The organism is Janthinobacterium sp. BJB401, assembly GCF_013372745.1.
GTDB lineage: Bacteria > Pseudomonadota > Gammaproteobacteria > Burkholderiales > Burkholderiaceae_D > Janthinobacterium > Janthinobacterium rivuli.
The window spans coordinates 41468-58697 of the sequence record NZ_JABXFH010000033.1; the positions used below are offsets into that span (position 1 = coordinate 41468).

The following is a 17230-nucleotide window of genomic DNA, read 5'->3' on the forward strand; positions in this document are numbered from 1 at the left end:
TCGGATCTGACCCCAGCCTTTGCTTCAGGGTGTATTTTTACACTGCTGATGTTTCTTTGCGTCGCCGTCCGCGCCACCACAGCAGCAAGCCCAGCAGCACCAGCACGCCGACGATGATGCCCGCGCGGGCCAGGCCGATCAGGTTGGACGGCGCGCCACCATTGCGCAGGGTCGTCACCTGCTGCGGCGTGACCTTGACAGCGGGGTTGCCGTACATCTGCTGCACGTAATTGCCGAGGGTGACGATCTGCTCGTCCGACAGGGTCTGGCGGAAGGCGGGCATCAGGTGTCCACTGCCACCATCCTGACGCTCCACGCCATCGAGTATCGCCATCACCAGGTTATTGCTGTTGCTGCGACCCGTCACCGAATTGTGGAACAGGGGTGGCAAGGAGCCATCGGCACTGCCCTCGCCCCTGGCATGGTGGCAGCTGGCGCACTGCGCATCGTACAGCTGCGCGCCCGACATCCTGTTCAAGTCTTGCGGCAGCGGCACGCCGCGGATCGCGCCCAGCTCATTGCCGGGCTGGCCCCATTGCGTCACCGGTTTCACGTCCGCCTTGTCGCGGATGGCGGGCACGCTCTTGATATAGTGCGCGATGGCGTTCAGGTCCGCGTCGCTCAGGTGCTTCAGGCTATGGTCGATGGCTTCGGCCATCGGTCCCGCCGCCTGCGCCTTGCTGGCTGCGCGGCCCGTGCGCAGGTAGCCGGCCAGTTCCTGCTGGCTCCAGCCGCCCACGCCGCTGTTGACGTCCGACGTGATGTTCGGCGCGTACCACGTGCCCAGGTCCGCGCCGCCCAGGTCCTGCGACAGCTGCTCTGCCATCAGCGCATTGCGCGGCGTGTGGCAGGTGCTGCAGTGGGCCAGGCCCTGCGCCAGATAGGCGCCGCGGTTCCACTCCATGCTTTTCGACGCATCGGCCACGAACGGTTTTTTATCGAGGAAGAGCAGGTTCCAGCCCGCCATCGACAGACGGATATTGAAAGGGAACGGCAAGTCCGTCTTTTGCGAAGGCGCCGTGTCCACCGCCTCCACGCCATGCATGAAGTAGGTGTACAGGGCGGCCGTGTCGTCGTCCGTCACCTTGGCGTAGGCCGTGTAGGGCATGGCCGGATACAGGTGCGCGCCGTCGGCACGCACGCCATGGCGCACGGCGGCGGAAAACTGCGCCAAGGTGTAGTTCCCGATGCCATGCGTTTTTGACGGCGTGATGTTGGTGGCGACGATGGCCCCCAGCGGCGTGGCCAGGGCCAGGCCGCCCGCCATCGGTTTGCCGCCAGGCACGCTATGGCAGGCGATGCAGTCGCCCGCCGTGGCCAGGTAGCGGCCACGTTCGATCGATTGCACGTCAGCGCCGGGCGCTTGCGCCGCCAGCACCGGCAAGGCCGCGAGGGACAGCAAGGCGGCGCCGGCCGCCGTTCTGAAGGTCGCCATCATGCCGTGCCTCCCTGTTGTTCGTCGAGGATGTGCTTGACGGTGCGCAGCGCCACGGCCAGGCCGTTTTCCGTCGAATTGCAGGTGCCGGACGTGGGCAGCACGCCGGTGCTGCACAGGAACAGGTTGGCGTGGTCGAACGTGCGGCCCCACTGGTCGCACACGGCCTTGGCCGGGTCGGAACCCATCGACAAGGTGCCGCAGATGTGCTGGTTGTTGGCAAATACGCCTTCTTTGCTGTGGCGCAGATTGGTGCCGCCCATCAGCTTGGCGATGCGTTCGAAATCCTGCTTCGCCCGCTCGTGGCCGCGCTTCGTGTACTCGTCGATCGCGTAATGCGCCTGCGGCTTGGGAATGCCCATGCTGTCCTTTTCTTCGCTCAGCGTAATGCGGTTTTCAGGATTTGGCAGCACTTCGAGCACCGTCTTCAAGCTCATTTCGCGCGCCGAGCGGAAACGCAGCTGCTGTTCGAATTCTTCGCCGAACACGCCCTTGCTGATCAGATCCTTGGTGGCGCCGTCGACTCTCGAGATGTTCGTGAAATCGAGGCGATACGGCGAATGCTGGCTGCGGAAGTCGCCATCGCGCATAGTGTTGATCGAGTTGGGGCTTTGCGGACCACGGCCCAGCCACAGGTCTTCATCGGCGTCGAAGGTGAGCGAAGTGCTCGGGTGGTCCATCAGATTGCGGCCCACCATGTCGCTGCTGTTGGCCAGGCCGTTCGGATACTTTTCCGAGGCGGACAGCAACAGCAGGCGCGGGCTTTCGATGCCGTTGGCGGCCAAAACAAACGTCTTGGCCGTCACGCGGTGGCTTTTCTTGTCGACGTCGTAGTACAGCGCGGCCGTGATGCGGCCCTGCGCGTCGTGTTCCAGCTTGTAGACGTTGGCATTGCACAGGATTTGGACGCCGGCCTCCTCGGCCTGCAGCGCGGCGATGCCGCCGTGGTATTGCGCGTCGATGGGGCAGATCGGCTGGCAGCTGTTGTTGCCGCAGCAGGCCGGACGGCCATCGTAGCTGACGCTGTTGCGCGCCACCGTATTGCCGACCACCTTGTAGACGGGGTCGAGGCGCTCGCGGATGCGGCGCATGGCAAACGGTTCCGTCACGGGTTCCATCGGGAAGGCCTGCTTGCGCGGCGAACCCGTATTGTCGGCGCCCGAGACGCCCATGATGTCTTCCGCTTCCTGGTAGAACGGCTCCAGGTCTGCATAGCTGATCGGCCAGTCGACGCCCACGCCATACAGGGTATGGATGCGGAAGTCGTTCGGCACGTTGCGCCACGCTTGCGCGGCCCAGTGCCACGAGGTGCCGCCAAACTGGCGGATGTATTCGGCCGGGTACGGATACGGACCGGCCTGCACCAGGTAGCCGCTGTCCTTGGGCTGGTAAATCGGGTGCGGCGCGGTCGGCACCGACGGGTACGGCGACATCAAGTCGCTGCGGCGCGTGGAATTGCGAAAGCGGCCGACGATTTCGCCGCGCGTCACGCGCGGTCCCGCTTCCAGTATCTGCACCTTGGCGCCGGCCAGCGCGAGCTTGCGCGCGACCAGGGAGCCGATCATGCCGGAGCCGATCACGATGTAATCGGCAGTGTATTGTTCAGCCATCATGGCTCCTTAAATTGGTTTTCTGGCCCAGCTGCCGTAGGCGCCGTAGGAATACGAAGGGGGGACCAGCACATCGGCGACGACGGCTGCGTTCAGCGCTTCTTCATAAGCGACGCAAACCGCCGCCTCGCCCGTGCCGACGATGCCCAGGTACCAGGCGCTGGCGATCTGGCGCGGCAAGGCGGCCACCGGCGACTGCGCCGCATCGAGCGCGGCTTGCATGCCTGCGCTCTTCAGTCCTTGCGCGTTGATCAGCGCCAGCAGGGTGCGCACGTGCGCGGGAAAGGCGGCATCCTGCGCCACCAGCGCCTTGTACAGGCGCTGGGCCAGATCCGGATCGAGTGCCTGGCGGCCCACCAGCACGGCGGATACGGCCAGGAAAGCGCCCTCTTCCGCATTGGCGACCGGCTCGGCCAGCGCCCAGGGAATCAGCGCCGCGGCAGACACCGACAGCAAGCCGGCCAGCACCATGCGGCGGCCGGGATTCAGGGGGCCGCGGCCCTCCTTGTTATATGTAGCGTCCAATTGAAGCTCCCGTGAGTTCAGCAACCGTTCAGAAAGAATGCTTGAGACCGATCATGACGACCGTCTGGCCGCCGTTCGACGACGGCGTGCCGTTTTGCGAATCGCCGACCGAGGCCACGGCGTTGACGATGGCGCCATCCTGGCCCAGGGTCTGGCCGCGTGCCAGCTGGCGCGCTTCGATCAGGTAAATCGCCGTGCGCTTCGACAGTGCGTAGTTCTGCTCGAACGACAGCTGGCGGTAGCGCGCGCGGTCGGCGATGCCGTTGGCGTGGCTGGCGAAGGTGTCGCTATAGCCTGCGGACAGGAACCACTGCGGCGTCAGCTGATAGCTCGAGATCAGGCCGGCCGTGTTGAAAATGGCCGTGTCGCGGAAGGCCGAGCGGGTACCGGCCTGGTATTGCACGTTGCTGGCGTTGGCGCCCACCATCCACTTGCCCATGGTGTAGCGCGCGCTGGCGGCGATGAACTGTACGCTCTCGGCCGAGGCGTAGCCCTGGTTGAGGGCGGAAATGCCGAAGCTGCCCGAGGCCTTGTCGCTCCAGCCAGCGCCATTCTGTCCATTTTTCAGCTTCAGGTAGCCGAGTGCGAATTCGGCTGGCGCGGTGCTGTATTTGACGGCGGCGCTGAAGCTGCTGCCCACGGCATTGCCATCAGACGCTTCGCCAAAACCGTACTGCGCGCTGGCCTGCAGACCGCGCCATGCCGGCATGCTGTAGGTGACGGAATTGCTGATGCGCACGGTCGTATCGAGGCCGTCGATATCGCCCGGGTGGGCACCGGTGGCACCCGTCAGGACGTTGCTCGACGCCAAAGAACCCACCAGCAGGTAGTACGGGGTGTACTGGCGCCCGGCCGTCACGCTGCCGTAGGCTGACGATTGCAAACCCACGTAAGCCTGGCGGTTGAACAGGGTGCCGGCGGAACTCATGGCGCCCGTGTCGCTTTCAAAACCGTTTTCCAGCAGGAACAGCGCCTTCAGGTCGCCGCCCAGGTCTTCCACGCCCTGGAAACCGATCTTGCTGGCAGACAAGTTACCGCTGCGCATGTAGGTAGTCGACTTGCCGCCCTGGTTGCTGGCGTAGGCGGTGGCCGCATCGACGACGCCGTAAATGGTGACATTGCTTTGGGCGCAAACGTTTGCGCCGATGAGCGTGGAGACGGCCAGCGCCGCAGCGCGCATGCATGGTGTGTTCATTTTTTTCCTGACTTTCCTGTTTTATCTGGCGAAATACGGGCGTGGCGCCGCGTTGCCGCCCCATCCATTGATACGGGCGTCCGCTGTTCTTCTTGATTTGGATCAAGTGAGGCAAATTATACGCTTATTTACTCACATGTAAGTGATTGACTGTAGGGCGTAGTCTTATAGCAAAACCGGCAAGCGCGCGGCCGCGTGCCCCGCAATGTGCGGAAATGACGGCGGCAGGCATGCGGAAAGCAGCGGCGGCGCGTGTCGAAAAACACGCGCCCGGTGGAGGGTCAGGCAGGCGGAAAAACGGGGGAATGGAAAGGTCAGCGCAGGATGGCGGGCGCCACCGGCAGGGTTTCAAGGGCAATAAAGGCTTCCAGGGCGCGGCGCATGTCTTCGAACACCTGCTTGCCGTAGGCCGCTTCCAGGTGCGCATACTGCAGGTCGATGAGCTTACCCATTTGCATCAGCAAACTGGCGCCCGCTTCGGACAGGTGCACCTTGCGGCGGCGCTGGTCGCCTTCGAACTTGCTGCGCCCGATCAAGCCGATTTCTTCCATGCGCGCCAGGATCCCGCTCATGCTGGGGCTGGAAATCTGGCAGATCTCGCACAGCTCGCGCGGCTCCAGCGTCGGGCTTTCATTGAGCGCGCGCATGATGCGCCACTGCTGCTCCGTCACGCCGAAGTGATTGAGGATGGGGCGGAAATGCTGGAGCAGGCTGTCGCGGGCCTTCAGCAGCAGTTGCGGCATGTTCGGATAACGGATCGGTGACTGCAAGCGGAACTCCTTGGATGGCCGGCAAATGAGGGGCATTATACGACCCGCCCGAAGACAATAGCGGCAAAATTCCCCTTCCCTGCCGCTCCCATGCCATGGCGTCAGCTTTTGGCTTTTCTCTGCTCCGAGATGAAGTGTTCGCGCACGGCCTTGGCCAGCAAGTCCGGCGGCAGCAATCCCTGCCCCAGCAGGAAGTTGTTGAAGGCCAGGCGGTCGAATTTCTCGCCCAGCGCCAGCTCCGTTTCCGCGCGCAGCTGCAGGATGCGCGTATAGCCATAGAAATAGCTGCCCGCCTGGCCCGGCATGTTGAAGGTGTAGCGGTCAAGCTCCTGGCGCGCCATCGGTTTCGACAGCATCACTTCATCCGTCAGGATACGGCCCGCCTCTTCGCGCGTGACTTGTCCCAGGTTCAGCATCGGGTCGAGCATGGCGCGCGCCGCGCGCAGCATGCGAAATTGCAGCGCGATGAACTGGCCTTCAGCCGGCTCGTAGGGAATCATCTCCGCTTCCGCGTACAGGGCCCAGCCTTCCACGTTGACGCTGTTGAACGCGTACAGGCTGCGCGCCTGCGACACGCCGCGCTCCACCATGGCGCTGAACTGCAGCTCGTGGCCAGGGCGGCCCTCGTGCGCGCTCAGGGTCCAGGCGGCGCCCGCGAAATTGAAATCGTCATACGCTTCGCCCTTGCCGCTGGCGGCCGGATTGCTGACGGGCAGGACGAACTGGCCGTGTTCTCCCGTATTGCCGATCAGCGGAGGCGGACGCATATGCGGCGCCGGGTGGGCCGCCGATTCTGCGGCGGACGCCAGGCGCATGGTCATGGCGCGCGCAGGAATATCGACCACGCGCTGCTGGGCGATGCGCTGTTCCAGCTGCGTATTGACGCCCTTGTAGTGCGCTTCGAGCCGCTCGTTGGGAATCGAATCGCTTTTCAGCGCGCGCAGCACCTGGCGGTAGTCACTGCCGTCCACGCCCTTCAGCGACAGTTTCGACGCCACGACGGGCGCCAGCGCCTGCATGGCGGCGCGCGTTTCCAGGTAGGCCACTTGCGCCCGTTCGATCAGCGCGCGCGGCTCGATATCGATGCCCACCTGCTTCAGGCGGAATGCATACAGCTCGGGCGCCATGCGGAAATCTGTGCGCGACAGGGGCAGCACCACTTGCTTTTCCCACGCCGCATACTCGTTCAGCTGCTGCTCCATGGCCGCCAGCGCAGCTTCGGTGCCAGTGATTTTCATGTCGGCGAACAGCTTGCGGATGCCGGCGATATACGTCGGCACGTTTTCCAGCGACTGCTCCACCTGCAGGCGCACGGGTCCCGCCAGGCCAGGCTGGCCGATTTTTTCCGTGAAACGCGCCTTGGCCTGCGCCGTGATCGGCGTGCTGCCCGGGAACTGGCCCACGTAGCGCCGCAGGCGTTCGAGCGCCTTGGCGCGGCGCGCGGCCGGACGCTGCTCCTGCAGCAGGCTTTGCATGCTGCCAAAGACCATTTGCGGCACATCGACCCACGGCAGGGTGTATTTGGCTTCCAGCTGGGTGCCCATGATTTCCTGGTCGACGGCGCCGATCAGGATTTCCAGGTCCTGGCGTATGCGCTCGTCGCGTTCCAGTTCCAGCTTTTGCTGCAATTGCGCGCGCGCCTTTTGCATGGCCGCCACATGGCGCTCGGTGATGTTCGGCCCCAGGTCGGCAGCCAGGCCATCGTACTGGGACAGCCCCGTGTCGGAGGCGTCTTCGGGCGAAAACTGCGCCTGCGCCGCCAGCACGATGGCCGCGTTGCGGTTGCTGGCCTCGACCCAGGCCGATGAAGCGCCTGCAACTGCGGGAATGGCAGGAGCGGCGGCCATGGCGGGCATGGCAAATACGATGGAAAGTGCGGCTGCCAGCACGGTCTTGCACAATTGCGCAGTGACGGACATCGGGGGATTCCTTCCTGAGGTGAGCGATGAGCGATGAGCGAATCGGCGAGTATCGGCCAGCCTCGCATGCCTGTCAATTCAGGCCGTTCAGGGCCGGCAGGTTCCACGGCGTGACGATCTGGATGACGGACAATGGCGGCGCTTGCGACAGGACCGGCAGCGCGCCCTGCGCCCGCAGCACCTCTTGGCAGGCGCGGCGCATGTCCTGGCCCAGGTCATGGTGCAGCACGGCGTGGATGGCGCCCGACTTGAGCAGTGCCACGTTGTCCGCGTCCAGGTCGTGGCCGATGAAGACCTGGCAAGGCCGGCCCGCCTGCGCGAATGCCTGCACGATGGCGGCATTGCCGCCGCCAATCGAATACACGGCGGCGATGTCCGCATGACCGGCCAGGGCTTGCCGCACCAGCGCGCCCGTGGCGCCGTCGATGCCGTGGCCTTCGCTCACTTCGACGATACCCAAATGGCGGTGCCGTTCGCGCAGCGCGCGGCGAAAGCCGATCTCGCGCTCTTCCTCGCCGTGAAAGCGGTTGCTGCTCAGGGTCACCAGCACTTGCTGTTTCCTTGGCCGCTGGCCCGCCCCCAGCCACTGGCCGATCAGGCAGGCGGCAGTCTCGCCCGCCGCGCGGTTATCCATGCCCACATAGCTGCGGCGCGCGGAAGCGGGCAAATCCGTCACCAGGGTCACCACGGGAATGCCGGCCGCCGCCAGCCGGTTGACCGCCTCGGCCACGGGCGGCAAGTCCGGTGCTTTCAGCAGCACGCCGTGGCTGCCGTTCTTGCGGATGCGTTCGAGCAGTTCAACGATGCCCTCCACTTCCAGGGTTTCATGCAGGTGAAAGCGCGAGCGCAGCACGGCCGGGTGCAAGGACGGCAGCTCCGATTCGAGTGCGGCGCGCACGGCGTCCGTAAAACGGCGCGGCGCCACCATCAGCACGTCAAGCATGAATTTTCTGCCGGACAGACCCACCTGCGTGCTTTGCCGCGCCAGCTCGTCGAGCGCCTGCATCACGCGGCGCACCGTATTGGCATGCACGCCGCCGCGCTGCTTGATCACGCGGTCGACGGTGGCCACGCTGACGCCGGCCTGCAGCGCCACGACCTTGACGGGAAACGGATGCGTCATGCCATGTCCATGGTAATTGATCGTTTATTGATGGTTTTTTGATGGATTTCCTGATGAAAAATGCGGATTTTCATCCCTATACTGATTCTACAACGTAAAACTCAGGAGACACCGCATGACCACCCAAGACGCCGCGCCGCCCGCCCCCTTCTGGCTGTCGCCGCAAGACTGCCGGCTCGATGATTTCATCCGCACCGTCAGCCAAGGTACGGCGCTGGCCGACTATCCCCACGCCGCCTCTGTCGATGCAAATATTCTCGTCTACGACTGCGACCAGGTACGCGCGCTGGCCGCCAGTGCTGCGTCGCTGCGCGGGCTGCAGGCAGAATGGGGCAAGGCGCTGATGGATGGTCCGGGCGTCATCGTGCTCCAGCGCGCCGTCGACGACATGGCTACCCTGGAACAGGTGAGCGGCGTGTTTCGCGCGCTGATCGACGAGCAGCATGCCGGCGGCCAGGCGGGCGGCGACCATTTCGCCAAACCGGGCGCGAATGACCGCATCTGGAACGCCCAGCAAAAACTGTGTCTGCGCGCGCCCGAGGCGTTCGCCCGCTATTACAGCAATCCCGTCTTCGCGTGGATCGCCGAGGCCTGGCTCGGTCCCGCCTACCAGATGACGGCGCAAGTGAACGTCGTCAACCCGGGCGGTGCGGCCCAGGCGCCGCACCGCGACTATCACCTGGGCTTCCAGAGCGCCGCCAGCTGCGCAGCCTACCCCGCGCCCGTGCACCAGATGTCGGCCCTCCTGACCTTGCAGGGCGCCGTCGCCCATTGCGACATGCCGCTGGTATCCGGCCCCACCCTGTACCTGCCCTATTCGCAGCGCTACCGGCCCGGCTTTCTCGCCTGGCAGCAGCGGCCTTTCCGCGATTATTTTGCGCAGCATTGCGTGCAGCTGCCGCTGTCACAAGGCGACGCCGTCTTTTTCAACCCCGCCCTGTTTCATGCGGCGGGCCATAACCGCTCGCCCGACATCCGCCGCATGGCGAATTTACTGCAAGTGTCGTCGCCATTCGGGCGCGCCATGGAAGCGCTGGACCGCCGCGCCATGAGCGCAGCGCTGTATCCGGCACTGCAGGTGCTGCGCGACCAGGGGGCACTGTCCGCCGACGGCATTGTTCATGCGATTGCCGCCTGCGCCGAGGGCTATGCCTTCCCCAGCAACCTTGACCGCGACCAGCCCATAGCCGGCATGGCGCCGCCCACGCAGCAGCAGCTCATGCACGACGCGCTGGCGCAAGACTGGCCCGCCGCCCGCTTCCTCGACGCGCTGGACAGCCAGGCCTGGCGCCAGCAAGCCTGAATCCCCTACCGCGACAACCTCGGAGACTCCCTATGCAAGACATCAACATCGGCCTGATCGGCGCCGGCTACATGGGCAAGGCCCACACCATCGCCTACAAGACCGTGCGCAGCATTTTTCACACGGCCTTGAACCCCGTATGCGAATGCATCAGCACCAGCAGCGCGGAAGGCGCCGCCCGCAGCGCGCAGGAACTGGGCTGGAACCGCTCCACGGGCGACTGGCGCGCACTGGTGACCGATCCCGCCATCGACGCCATCATCGTCGCCACGCCGCCGGCCACGCACAAGGACATCGTGCTGGCGGCGCTGGCCCTGGGCAAACCCGTATTTTGCGAAAAGCCGCTGGGCATGACAGCCGCCGAATCCCTGCTGCTGGCGCAGGCGGCGGAAGCGGCGGGCGTGGCCAACATGGTGGGCTATAACTACATCCGCACGCCGGCCAGCCAGCTGGCGCGCCACATCATCGAATCAGGCGAAATCGGCGAGATCATCCACGTCGCCGCCGAACACGTGGAAGACTACCTGCACGACCCGCACGCTCCCGCCTCGTGGCGCACGCGGGAAGCGACGGCAACGCGCGCCGGCGCGCTGGCCGACGTGGGCTCGCACCTGCTCAACCTGGCCCTGCGCCTGGGCGGCCCCGTCGACTCGCTGGTGGCCGACATGAATACCGTGCACGCGCAGCGGCAAGGTCCGGCTGGCATGGAAGCGGTGGAGAATGACGACCAGGGGAATGTGATGCTGCGCTTTGCCAGCGGCGCGCTGGGCGCCCTGACCTTCAGCCGCGTGGCGGCCGGGCGCAAGATGGGTTACACCTATCGCATCACGGGGACGAAAGGTGCGCTCGCCTTCGACCAGGAAGAGCAGAATGCACTATGGCTGTACGATGCCGGCCGCCCCGCGCAGCGTCAGGGTTTCCAGCGCCTGCTGATGGGACCCGCCCACCCCGACTACCTGGCGTTCAGCCAGGGCGCCGGGCACGGCACGGGCTACAACGAGCAGATCGTCATCGAAGCGCGCGATTTTCTGCAGGCCATCGCCGGCGGCCAGCCGGTCTGGCCCACCTTCCGCGATGGCTACGAGGTGGACCGGCTGATAGCCGCGGCGCTGCGCTCCGTGCAGGAGCGCAGCTGGATTACCGTACGTTAAACGGCGTTTAGTACGCCAGGCCGTCACCGAACTTGTACAGCGGATGGGCCGTGTCATACGGCACGTCCGACTTCTGCACCTGCACTTCGGCCATCGACGACGGCAGTTCGAACGGCAGCTTGCCTTGCGGCTTGGCCTTGCCCGTCAAGACATCGAACAGCGCGCCGTCGCTGACGCCGAAGTTGGCGAGGATGGCGCTGGCCTTGTCCTGCACGTTGCCGAGGATGGCCGGGCGGTCCAGGTACACCGTCACTACCGTCTTCGGCGCGTATTTGGCCGCGTTCTTGATCGCCTCGTAGTCGGCGTCGCCGTCGACATAGTTCAGGCGCCCTTCATGCTGCATGCTGCCGAAGATGTAGTTCGGGTGCAGGATTTCATACGGCGCGGCCACGCGCAGCAGGGCCACGTCCGCTTCCTGCGGCGTGGCGACCACCGTATAGCCATACTGCTTGGCCACGGCCGCGTCGATTCCGTACAGGTAGACTTTCTTGACGGTGGCCGCCAGCGGCAAGACCTTGTCCTTGTTTTCCAGCAGGACGAGCGAGCGGCGCTGGGCTTCCAGGCCTGCCTCGATGAAGTCCGCCTTGCCCACCGTGGTGGCCGCCTTGGCCGCATCGACAAACGGATGTTCGAACAGGCCCTGCTTGAATTTCTGGATCAGAATGCGCCGCGCCGACGCATTGATGCGCGCTTCTGTCAACTGGCCGCGCTGCACGGCTTGCGTCAGGTATGGCGCTTCCGTCACGCCGCCAAACTGGTCCATCCCCGCCGTCACGGCTTTCACATAACGCTCGGCCTTGGTGGCGTCTTCCATGCCCCACGGCGTGCCGAAGCCCATGAAGGAAGGCGCGACGCCGGGCGCCGTGCCATTGCGGCAGTTGGCGTCGCAGTCGGACGTGATGCCCCAGTCGGACAGGATCACGCCTTCGAAGCCGTATTTGCCGCGCAGCAGATCCGTCAGCATGGTCTTGCTGAAGCCGGCCGCCACCTGTTCCAGGGTGATGCCGTCGATGGTGATATTGCCGTCCGGCAGAGCGTAGGTCGGCATGACGGATGCCGCCTTGGCCGTGAAGGCGCCTTCGAACGGTTTGACGTGGTAGGCGAAGTTGTTGCCCGGGTAAGTCATGTAACGGCCATAGTAATTGTGGCCATCGTAGCCCTCTTTCGTGGCGCCGTAGCCGACCCAGTGCTTGACGACGGCCACCACGCTGCCGTCATGCAGGCCCGTGTTCCCATCCTGGAAGCCTTCGATATAGTGCTGCACCATGCGCTTGGCCAGGTCCGCATCTTCGCCAAAGGTGCCGTTGATGCGCGACCAGCGCGGCTCGGTGGCCAGATCCGCCTGCGGCGACAGCGCCTGCGTGATGCCGACGGCCAGGTATTCCTGGCGCGCGATGTCGCCGAAGCGGCGCACCAGCGCATCGTCGCCGATGGCGGCCAGGCCCAGGGTTTCAGGCCATTGCGAGAATCCCTTGGTGCCGGCGCTGGCGCCCACCGTGTACTGGAAATGGTGGCGCGGGTCCGTGCTGATGGACACGGGAATGCCGTGGCGCGACGTTTCGCTCAGAGCCTGCACCTTGTTGTACTGGGCCGCCATATTGGCCGCATCGCCCGCCATGCGCGTGATGAAGGTGTTGACGTACTGCTTGACGATCAGGTCTTGCAGGGCCGTCAAATCATACGCGCCGCCCTGGCCGATGCCGGTGGGGTCGGCCACGGTGGGCGCCGTGCCGTGCATCATCAGGCCCGCTTTTTCATCAAGGCTCATGCGCGACAGCAGGTCGTCCGCACGCGCCTCGGCCGACAGGCGCCAGTCTTCGTACGGGTCAATCTTGCCGTTGCGGTTCATGTCCTTGAAGGCATAGCCGTCGGCCTTGAGCTGGGCGTAGGTGGTGGCGCCGAACACGGGCTGCTTGTATTCCTCGCTGACAGTGTCGTTGCCGCAGGCGGCCAGGGCAAGCGTGGCGACGCAGCCGGCGACCAGGCGGGCCATCGGTTTCAAAGTGCAATTCATCATTATCTCCAAGACTGTTTTTGTAGGTATCCGGGTGGCATCAGGGCCAGCCCGAAATCAATATAGCGTGAGAATGCGTGAGTTTCTTGACCGCGCAACACGCGCTTTATACCCGCGAGAACAATTTTTGGTTAGATGGCACAACAACCAACAATTTCCTACAAAGTGCTAATATTTGTGAAAAATTACTACAACAAGCAGAATAAGCAGGAGACAGCCTTGCACAAACCCGATACGCGCACGGTTTCGAACCGGATCGCGCAGCAATGCGCGCGCGCCATGCAGGCCGATGGCCACGATCCCGCCGATTTCTTCCGGCAGACCGGCATCACGCCGGCGCAACTCACGGAACCTGGCGGGCGCATCAATGCCGAGCGGCACCGCCGCATGACCGCTTACGCGCAGCAGCTGCCGCAGCACCGGGCCATTCTCGACCTCGACGTGACGCACTGGTTCGCGCATTACTCGGGCATCGCCCACGTTTGCTTCAACCGCCCCACCCTGCGCAGCGCGCTGCACGAGCTGCTGCACTTGCGGGGCCTGATCGGCGAATTCGACTTCATGCTGATGAGTGAAAATGGCACGCGCATCGAGATCGAATACCTGTCCGAATTCTGTTCACTAGGAGGCGCCATGCAGGCGCTGGCCAATTTCCGCATGCTGTCGCTGGTGGCGCGCGCCTACGACGATGGCGCGCCCACCGCCTTTCGTGCCGGCTTCCAGGGCAAGGCGCCATGGTTCGCGCCGGCCATTTCCGAGTGCTTCGGCGCCGCCGCCACCTTTGGCCAGGCGCGCAATACCTTGACGTTTGACGCACCGGCGCTGGACCGGCCCTTCGCCCAGTTCAACGCCATGCTGGCGCCGCACGCGCTGCGGCACGCGCAGGGGCAATTGCAGCAGCTGCAGGGCGCGCAGCTGTTTTCGGCCCGCGTGGAGCAAGCCATCATCGATCTGCTGGGCCGGCAAGGCGCCGGGGATGCCGACAGCGCCTCGCTGCTGCCGGCCCTGTGCGACGGCCTGGCGATGAACCGCTGGACCTTGCAGCGCCAACTGCAGCAGGAACAGACTTCGTTCCGCGCCCTGGAACTGCGCGCCAAGAGCCGCGAATCGCGCCGTTTGCTGCGCGAAACGAGTCTGAGCGTGGTGGAAATCGGCGAACGCCTGGGATTTTCCTCGCAAAGCGCGTTCACCCGCTTTTTCAAGACCCAGTTCGAACTGCCGCCAGCGCGCTACCGGCACGACATGCAAAGTGCCAATACCGCCGTTTGAACCGAGCTAGTCGCCTGATGGCGCTTGAGCGGCGCTTTTGGCATCAAACACCAGCCGCGCCGTATCGATGGCGTCGCGGTGGCCATGCGCCCAGGCGCCCAGCGCGCTGATGGGGATCAATAGCGAGCGGCCCAGGTCCGTCAGGGCATAGTCGACGCGCGGCGGCACGGTGGGAAATACGGTGCGCGTGACCAGGCCGTCGCGTTCCAGCCCGCGCAGGGTCAACGTCAGCATGCGCTGCGAGATGCCGCCGATCAGGCGGCGCATCTCGTTGAAGCGCTTGGTGCCATTGCCGAGCAATATCACCACCATCACGCTCCATTTGTCGCCCACGCGCGTGAGGATATCCGTGATCGGGCGGCAGGAAGCGGCCACGCCCGCATGGCCGCCCTCGTCGCGCATGCGCCGTTCCAGCTCCGCTCCTTGCGCGGCGGCGTCGCCCATAGTCACATCCGTGTGCCCCAGTGTGGAAAAAGTGCCTTCTTGTGCGTTAATTTGATAGTCACTATATTTAACTCGATTACAAAAACATACCACCCGATCATACCACCCAAGAAGGCACACATGAACATCCTGCACATCGATTCGAGCATCCTCGGCGAGCATTCGCTCAGCCGCCAATTGTCCGCCGCCATCGTCGCCCGCCTGCAAGCGGCCGCGCCCGGCGCCACCGTCCAGTATCATGACCTGGCCGCGCAACCGTTGCCGCAATTTACGGCAGCCCCCAGCGCCGCCGACGGCGCAGTGCTGGCCGGCGCGCTCGAGCAAGTGCTGGCCGCCGACGTCATCGTCATCGGCGCGCCCATGTACAACTTCGCCATCCCCAGCCAGCTCAAATCGTGGCTCGATGCGCTGGCCGTCCCCGGCAAAACCTTCCAGTACGGCGCCAACGGCCCCGAAGGTTTGTTGGGCAGCAAGCGCGTGATCATCGCCTCGACGCGCGGCGGCTATTACGGCGCCGACACGCCGATGGCGGCCCTGGAACACCAGGAAAGCCATCTGCGCGCCTTCCTCGGTTTCCTCGGCGTCACGCAAATCGAGATCGTGCGCGCCGAAGGCGTCAAGGTCAGCGACGCAGCCAGAGAGCAAGCCTTGGCGGGGGCCTTCGAGCAGATCGGCGCGCTGCAAGCCGCGTAAGGAGTGCCGGCTGCGCCGCAAGCCGTCGCGGCGCAGCCGGCAAGGAAGCGCCAGATGCGCTAAGCTGCTGGCACCCCAACCACAAGGACCTCCATGACCCTGATCATCGTCGCCACCATCGATGCCCAAGCCCAACATATCGACGCCGTGCGCGCCGCTCTGGAAGCCCTCGTGCCGCCGAGCCGCGCGGAAAGCGGCTGCCTGCGCTACGAACTGCACCTCGACAACAAGATACCCACGCGCTTCATCATGCTGGAGGAATGGACCGACAAGGCCGCCCACACGGGGCATGAAGCGACACCGCACTTCAAGACGCTGGTCGCTGCCGTGGGCGACAAGGTAGTCAACATCGACATCGCGGAATTGAGCAAGCTGAAGTAACGGCCGGCGCGCCGCGCAAGCGCGCGGCCATCTTGGCAAGTTGCCATCTATAATATGGCAACTTTTCTTTATGGCCATCATGACTCCATTTTCCAAGATACAAGGCGCCCTTGCGGCCGCCGCCCTGACGCTGTGCGCTTGCGCCTCGGCGCAAGCTCCCCTGACCAAGCTGGTAGGCGAATACAATCTGGCCTCGTCGGCAACCGTGCCGGCCAGCACCTGGGGTTACTCCAAAGGACGCATTTCGGTCAAGCAACTCGACGAGCGGCACCTGCTGATCGCCCTGTCCTGCGAGTGGAAACGCGAGCCGAAGGCAGTCTGCGGCGATTATTTCTATGCCCAGCAGCGCGACGACGGCCTGTATCTGCAGGACATGAATACATTCGCCATGCGCGTGTACTTCGATCCCGCCTCACGCAAGCTCACCATCATCTCGCGCGGCGCCGACGCCAAACAGAGCGTGCGGCACGACGTATTCGCCGCCACGACGGCGCCGCTCACGGATCCCGCTTTGGTACGCCGCATGAAGCGCGAACTGTCGAATGCCGACAGCAAGGAAAACCGGCGCGTGTTCGGGCCCTACACCAAGTGGGACTACCAGGAAAACCGCATCGAGTTCCAGCGCCAGGACTTGACGGCACCATGATGCCGCGCCTGATCCAGCCCCTGCGGCGCCAGCTGCTGCGCCTCGCCGGTGTCCTGCTGTGTTCGCCCGTGCTCGTGCGCGCGGCAGACAAGGACCTGCCCAGCGCGGTGCATCAGCGCATCCTGGCCACCCTCGACGCTCCGCTGCCGAAAATACTCAATGTGCAGCATCTGGCGCTGATACGGCGCTTCAACATCGGCTGGTCGCCCGTGGAAAGCGGCGCGCCCATGCTCAATCCGGCCTACCCGCTGGGCAAGGGCGACACCCTGCAACTGGCCATGCAGGCCATCGCCAGCAAGGATGCGGCGCTGGCCGCGCAGCGCCTGATGGAAGCGGCGCTGCTGCTGCCCCACTTCGTGCAGATGGCCGACCTGAAGCCAGGCAGCTATGCCAACGGCAAGGCGCCGTTTACTTTGACCGCCCGGCATCTGACACTGCTGCGGCAACAGTCGTGGATGTCGCTGGAAATGCTGGGCATGGCGGCGGAAGACTACCTGGCCGAAGGCTATTGGCCCACCCCGTCCGTGGACGGCAAGCGGCCGTATGGCGACTTCACGAATTACCCGGTGGAAATGGCGCAGGTACTGGGCCTGCCAGTGCGCAAGGAAGCGAACGGCAACCTGGCCATCACACCCGCGCTGCGAGCGGAACTGAAAACGCTGCACCAGCAGACCATGGCGGCGCTGCAAGTGTTCGTGCGGGAAGCGGGCTTGCGGCGCAATACGGTCTGACACGCAGGCAGCCTGGACGGG

General features: G+C 64.7%; 16 protein-coding genes. 7 read left to right on the top strand and 9 right to left on the bottom strand.

What is annotated here, in order from left to right; translation table 11 throughout:
• Positions 1 to 37 precede the first annotated feature (37 nt).
• From HWE17_RS19725 to HWE17_RS19755, 7 genes are all read right to left on the bottom strand, one after another.
• Complete coding sequence (locus tag HWE17_RS19725; RefSeq protein WP_176389904.1) at positions 38 to 1438, bottom strand: cytochrome c; 1401 nt, start codon at positions 1436 to 1438, stop codon at positions 38 to 40.
• Complete coding sequence (locus HWE17_RS19730) at positions 1435 to 3045, bottom strand: GMC family oxidoreductase (RefSeq protein WP_176389925.1); 1611 nt, start codon at positions 3043 to 3045, stop codon at positions 1435 to 1437. The genes HWE17_RS19725 and HWE17_RS19730 overlap by 4 nt, the downstream gene beginning before the upstream one ends.
• Positions 3046 to 3054: 9 nt before the next feature.
• The gene (locus tag HWE17_RS19735; protein ID WP_255206321.1) at positions 3055 to 3570 is read right to left on the bottom strand and encodes a sorbitol dehydrogenase family protein; all 516 of its coding nucleotides are present in this window, start codon (positions 3568 to 3570) and stop codon (positions 3055 to 3057) included.
• Positions 3571 to 3598: 28 nt separating this feature from the next.
• Positions 3599 to 4765, bottom strand: a complete 1167-nt coding sequence (locus HWE17_RS19740) for a porin (RefSeq protein ID WP_255206322.1) — start codon at positions 4763 to 4765, stop codon at positions 3599 to 3601.
• Between the two features lie 314 nt (positions 4766 to 5079).
• Positions 5080 to 5535, bottom strand: coding sequence for a homoprotocatechuate degradation operon regulator HpaR (hpaR, locus tag HWE17_RS19745; RefSeq protein WP_235211677.1), 456 nt, complete (start codon positions 5533 to 5535; stop codon positions 5080 to 5082).
• Positions 5536 to 5636: 101 nt separating this feature from the next.
• Complete coding sequence (locus tag HWE17_RS19750; RefSeq protein WP_217916826.1) at positions 5637 to 7454, bottom strand: DUF885 domain-containing protein; 1818 nt, start codon at positions 7452 to 7454, stop codon at positions 5637 to 5639.
• Between the two features lie 73 nt (positions 7455 to 7527).
• A complete protein-coding gene (locus HWE17_RS19755; RefSeq protein WP_176389905.1) occupies positions 7528 to 8577 on the bottom strand; it encodes a LacI family DNA-binding transcriptional regulator in 1050 nt (349 codons plus the stop codon).
• Between the two features lie 115 nt (positions 8578 to 8692).
• Between HWE17_RS19755 and HWE17_RS19760 the strand changes: the two genes are divergently transcribed.
• On the top strand, positions 8693 to 9880 hold the full coding sequence (locus HWE17_RS19760) for a phytanoyl-CoA dioxygenase family protein (protein ID WP_176389906.1): 1188 nt from the start codon (positions 8693 to 8695) through the stop codon (positions 9878 to 9880).
• 32 nt (positions 9881 to 9912) lie between these two features.
• Positions 9913 to 11031: a Gfo/Idh/MocA family protein gene (locus HWE17_RS19765; RefSeq protein WP_176389907.1), complete on the top strand. Its 1119-nt coding sequence runs from the start codon at positions 9913 to 9915 to the stop codon at positions 11029 to 11031.
• A gap of 7 nt (positions 11032 to 11038) precedes the next feature.
• On the opposite strand, the gene HWE17_RS19770 is transcribed toward HWE17_RS19765, so the two are convergent.
• Positions 11039 to 13048, bottom strand: a complete 2010-nt coding sequence (locus tag HWE17_RS19770) for a glycoside hydrolase family 3 N-terminal domain-containing protein (protein WP_217916827.1) — start codon at positions 13046 to 13048, stop codon at positions 11039 to 11041.
• A 216-nt stretch (positions 13049 to 13264) separates the two neighbouring features.
• Between HWE17_RS19770 and HWE17_RS19775 the strand changes: the two genes are divergently transcribed.
• Entirely contained in the window at positions 13265 to 14314 is a 1050-nt protein-coding gene (locus tag HWE17_RS19775; RefSeq protein WP_176389908.1) for an AraC family transcriptional regulator, read from the top strand.
• Positions 14315 to 14320: 6 nt separating this feature from the next.
• On the opposite strand, the gene HWE17_RS19780 is transcribed toward HWE17_RS19775, so the two are convergent.
• Positions 14321 to 14716 carry a helix-turn-helix domain-containing protein gene (locus tag HWE17_RS19780; RefSeq protein WP_176389929.1) on the bottom strand — a complete coding sequence of 132 codons (396 nt, stop codon included), beginning with the start codon at positions 14714 to 14716 and terminating at the stop codon, positions 14321 to 14323.
• 162 nt (positions 14717 to 14878) lie between these two features.
• On the opposite strand from HWE17_RS19780, the gene HWE17_RS19785 reads away from it, so the two are divergent.
• The 4 genes from HWE17_RS19785 (at position 14879) to HWE17_RS19800 (ending at position 17209) form a co-directional block, all read left to right on the top strand.
• On the top strand, positions 14879 to 15451 hold the full coding sequence (locus tag HWE17_RS19785; RefSeq protein WP_176389909.1) for an FMN-dependent NADH-azoreductase: 573 nt from the start codon (positions 14879 to 14881) through the stop codon (positions 15449 to 15451).
• Between the two features lie 93 nt (positions 15452 to 15544).
• Positions 15545 to 15832, top strand: a complete 288-nt coding sequence (locus HWE17_RS19790) for a putative quinol monooxygenase (protein ID WP_176389910.1) — start codon at positions 15545 to 15547, stop codon at positions 15830 to 15832.
• Positions 15833 to 15911: 79 nt separating this feature from the next.
• Positions 15912 to 16478, top strand: coding sequence for a hypothetical protein (locus HWE17_RS19795; protein WP_176389911.1), 567 nt, complete (start codon positions 15912 to 15914; stop codon positions 16476 to 16478).
• Positions 16475 to 17209: a hypothetical protein gene (locus tag HWE17_RS19800; RefSeq protein ID WP_176389912.1), complete on the top strand. Its 735-nt coding sequence runs from the start codon at positions 16475 to 16477 to the stop codon at positions 17207 to 17209. The genes HWE17_RS19795 and HWE17_RS19800 overlap by 4 nt, the downstream gene beginning before the upstream one ends.
• Positions 17210 to 17230: the final 21 nt, after the last annotated feature.

Bases quoted from the DNA above. Each gene is read 5' to 3' on its own strand.
- HWE17_RS19725 (WP_176389904.1), bottom strand. From the start codon at position 1,438: ATGATGGCGACCTTCAGAACGGCGGCCGGCGCCGCCTTGCTGTCCCTC.
- HWE17_RS19755 (WP_176389905.1), bottom strand. From the start codon at position 8,577: ATGACGCATCCGTTTCCCGTCAAGGTCGTGGCGCTGCAGGCCGGCGTC.
- HWE17_RS19765 (WP_176389907.1), top strand. From the start codon at position 9,913: ATGCAAGACATCAACATCGGCCTGATCGGCGCCGGCTACATGGGCAAG.
- HWE17_RS19770 (WP_217916827.1), bottom strand. From the start codon at position 13,048: ATGATGAATTGCACTTTGAAACCGATGGCCCGCCTGGTCGCCGGCTGC.
- HWE17_RS19760 (WP_176389906.1), top strand. From the start codon at position 8,693: ATGACCACCCAAGACGCCGCGCCGCCCGCCCCCTTCTGGCTGTCGCCG.
- HWE17_RS19740 (WP_255206322.1), bottom strand. From the start codon at position 4,765: ATGAACACACCATGCATGCGCGCTGCGGCGCTGGCCGTCTCCACGCTC.
- HWE17_RS19730 (WP_176389925.1), bottom strand. From the start codon at position 3,045: ATGGCTGAACAATACACTGCCGATTACATCGTGATCGGCTCCGGCATG.
- HWE17_RS19795 (WP_176389911.1), top strand. From the start codon at position 15,912: ATGACTCCATTTTCCAAGATACAAGGCGCCCTTGCGGCCGCCGCCCTG.
- HWE17_RS19750 (WP_217916826.1), bottom strand. From the start codon at position 7,454: ATGTCCGTCACTGCGCAATTGTGCAAGACCGTGCTGGCAGCCGCACTT.
- HWE17_RS19800 (WP_176389912.1), top strand. From the start codon at position 16,475: ATGATGCCGCGCCTGATCCAGCCCCTGCGGCGCCAGCTGCTGCGCCTC.
- HWE17_RS19790 (WP_176389910.1), top strand. From the start codon at position 15,545: ATGACCCTGATCATCGTCGCCACCATCGATGCCCAAGCCCAACATATC.
- HWE17_RS19780 (WP_176389929.1), bottom strand. From the start codon at position 14,716: ATGCGCGACGAGGGCGGCCATGCGGGCGTGGCCGCTTCCTGCCGCCCG.
- HWE17_RS19785 (WP_176389909.1), top strand. From the start codon at position 14,879: ATGAACATCCTGCACATCGATTCGAGCATCCTCGGCGAGCATTCGCTC.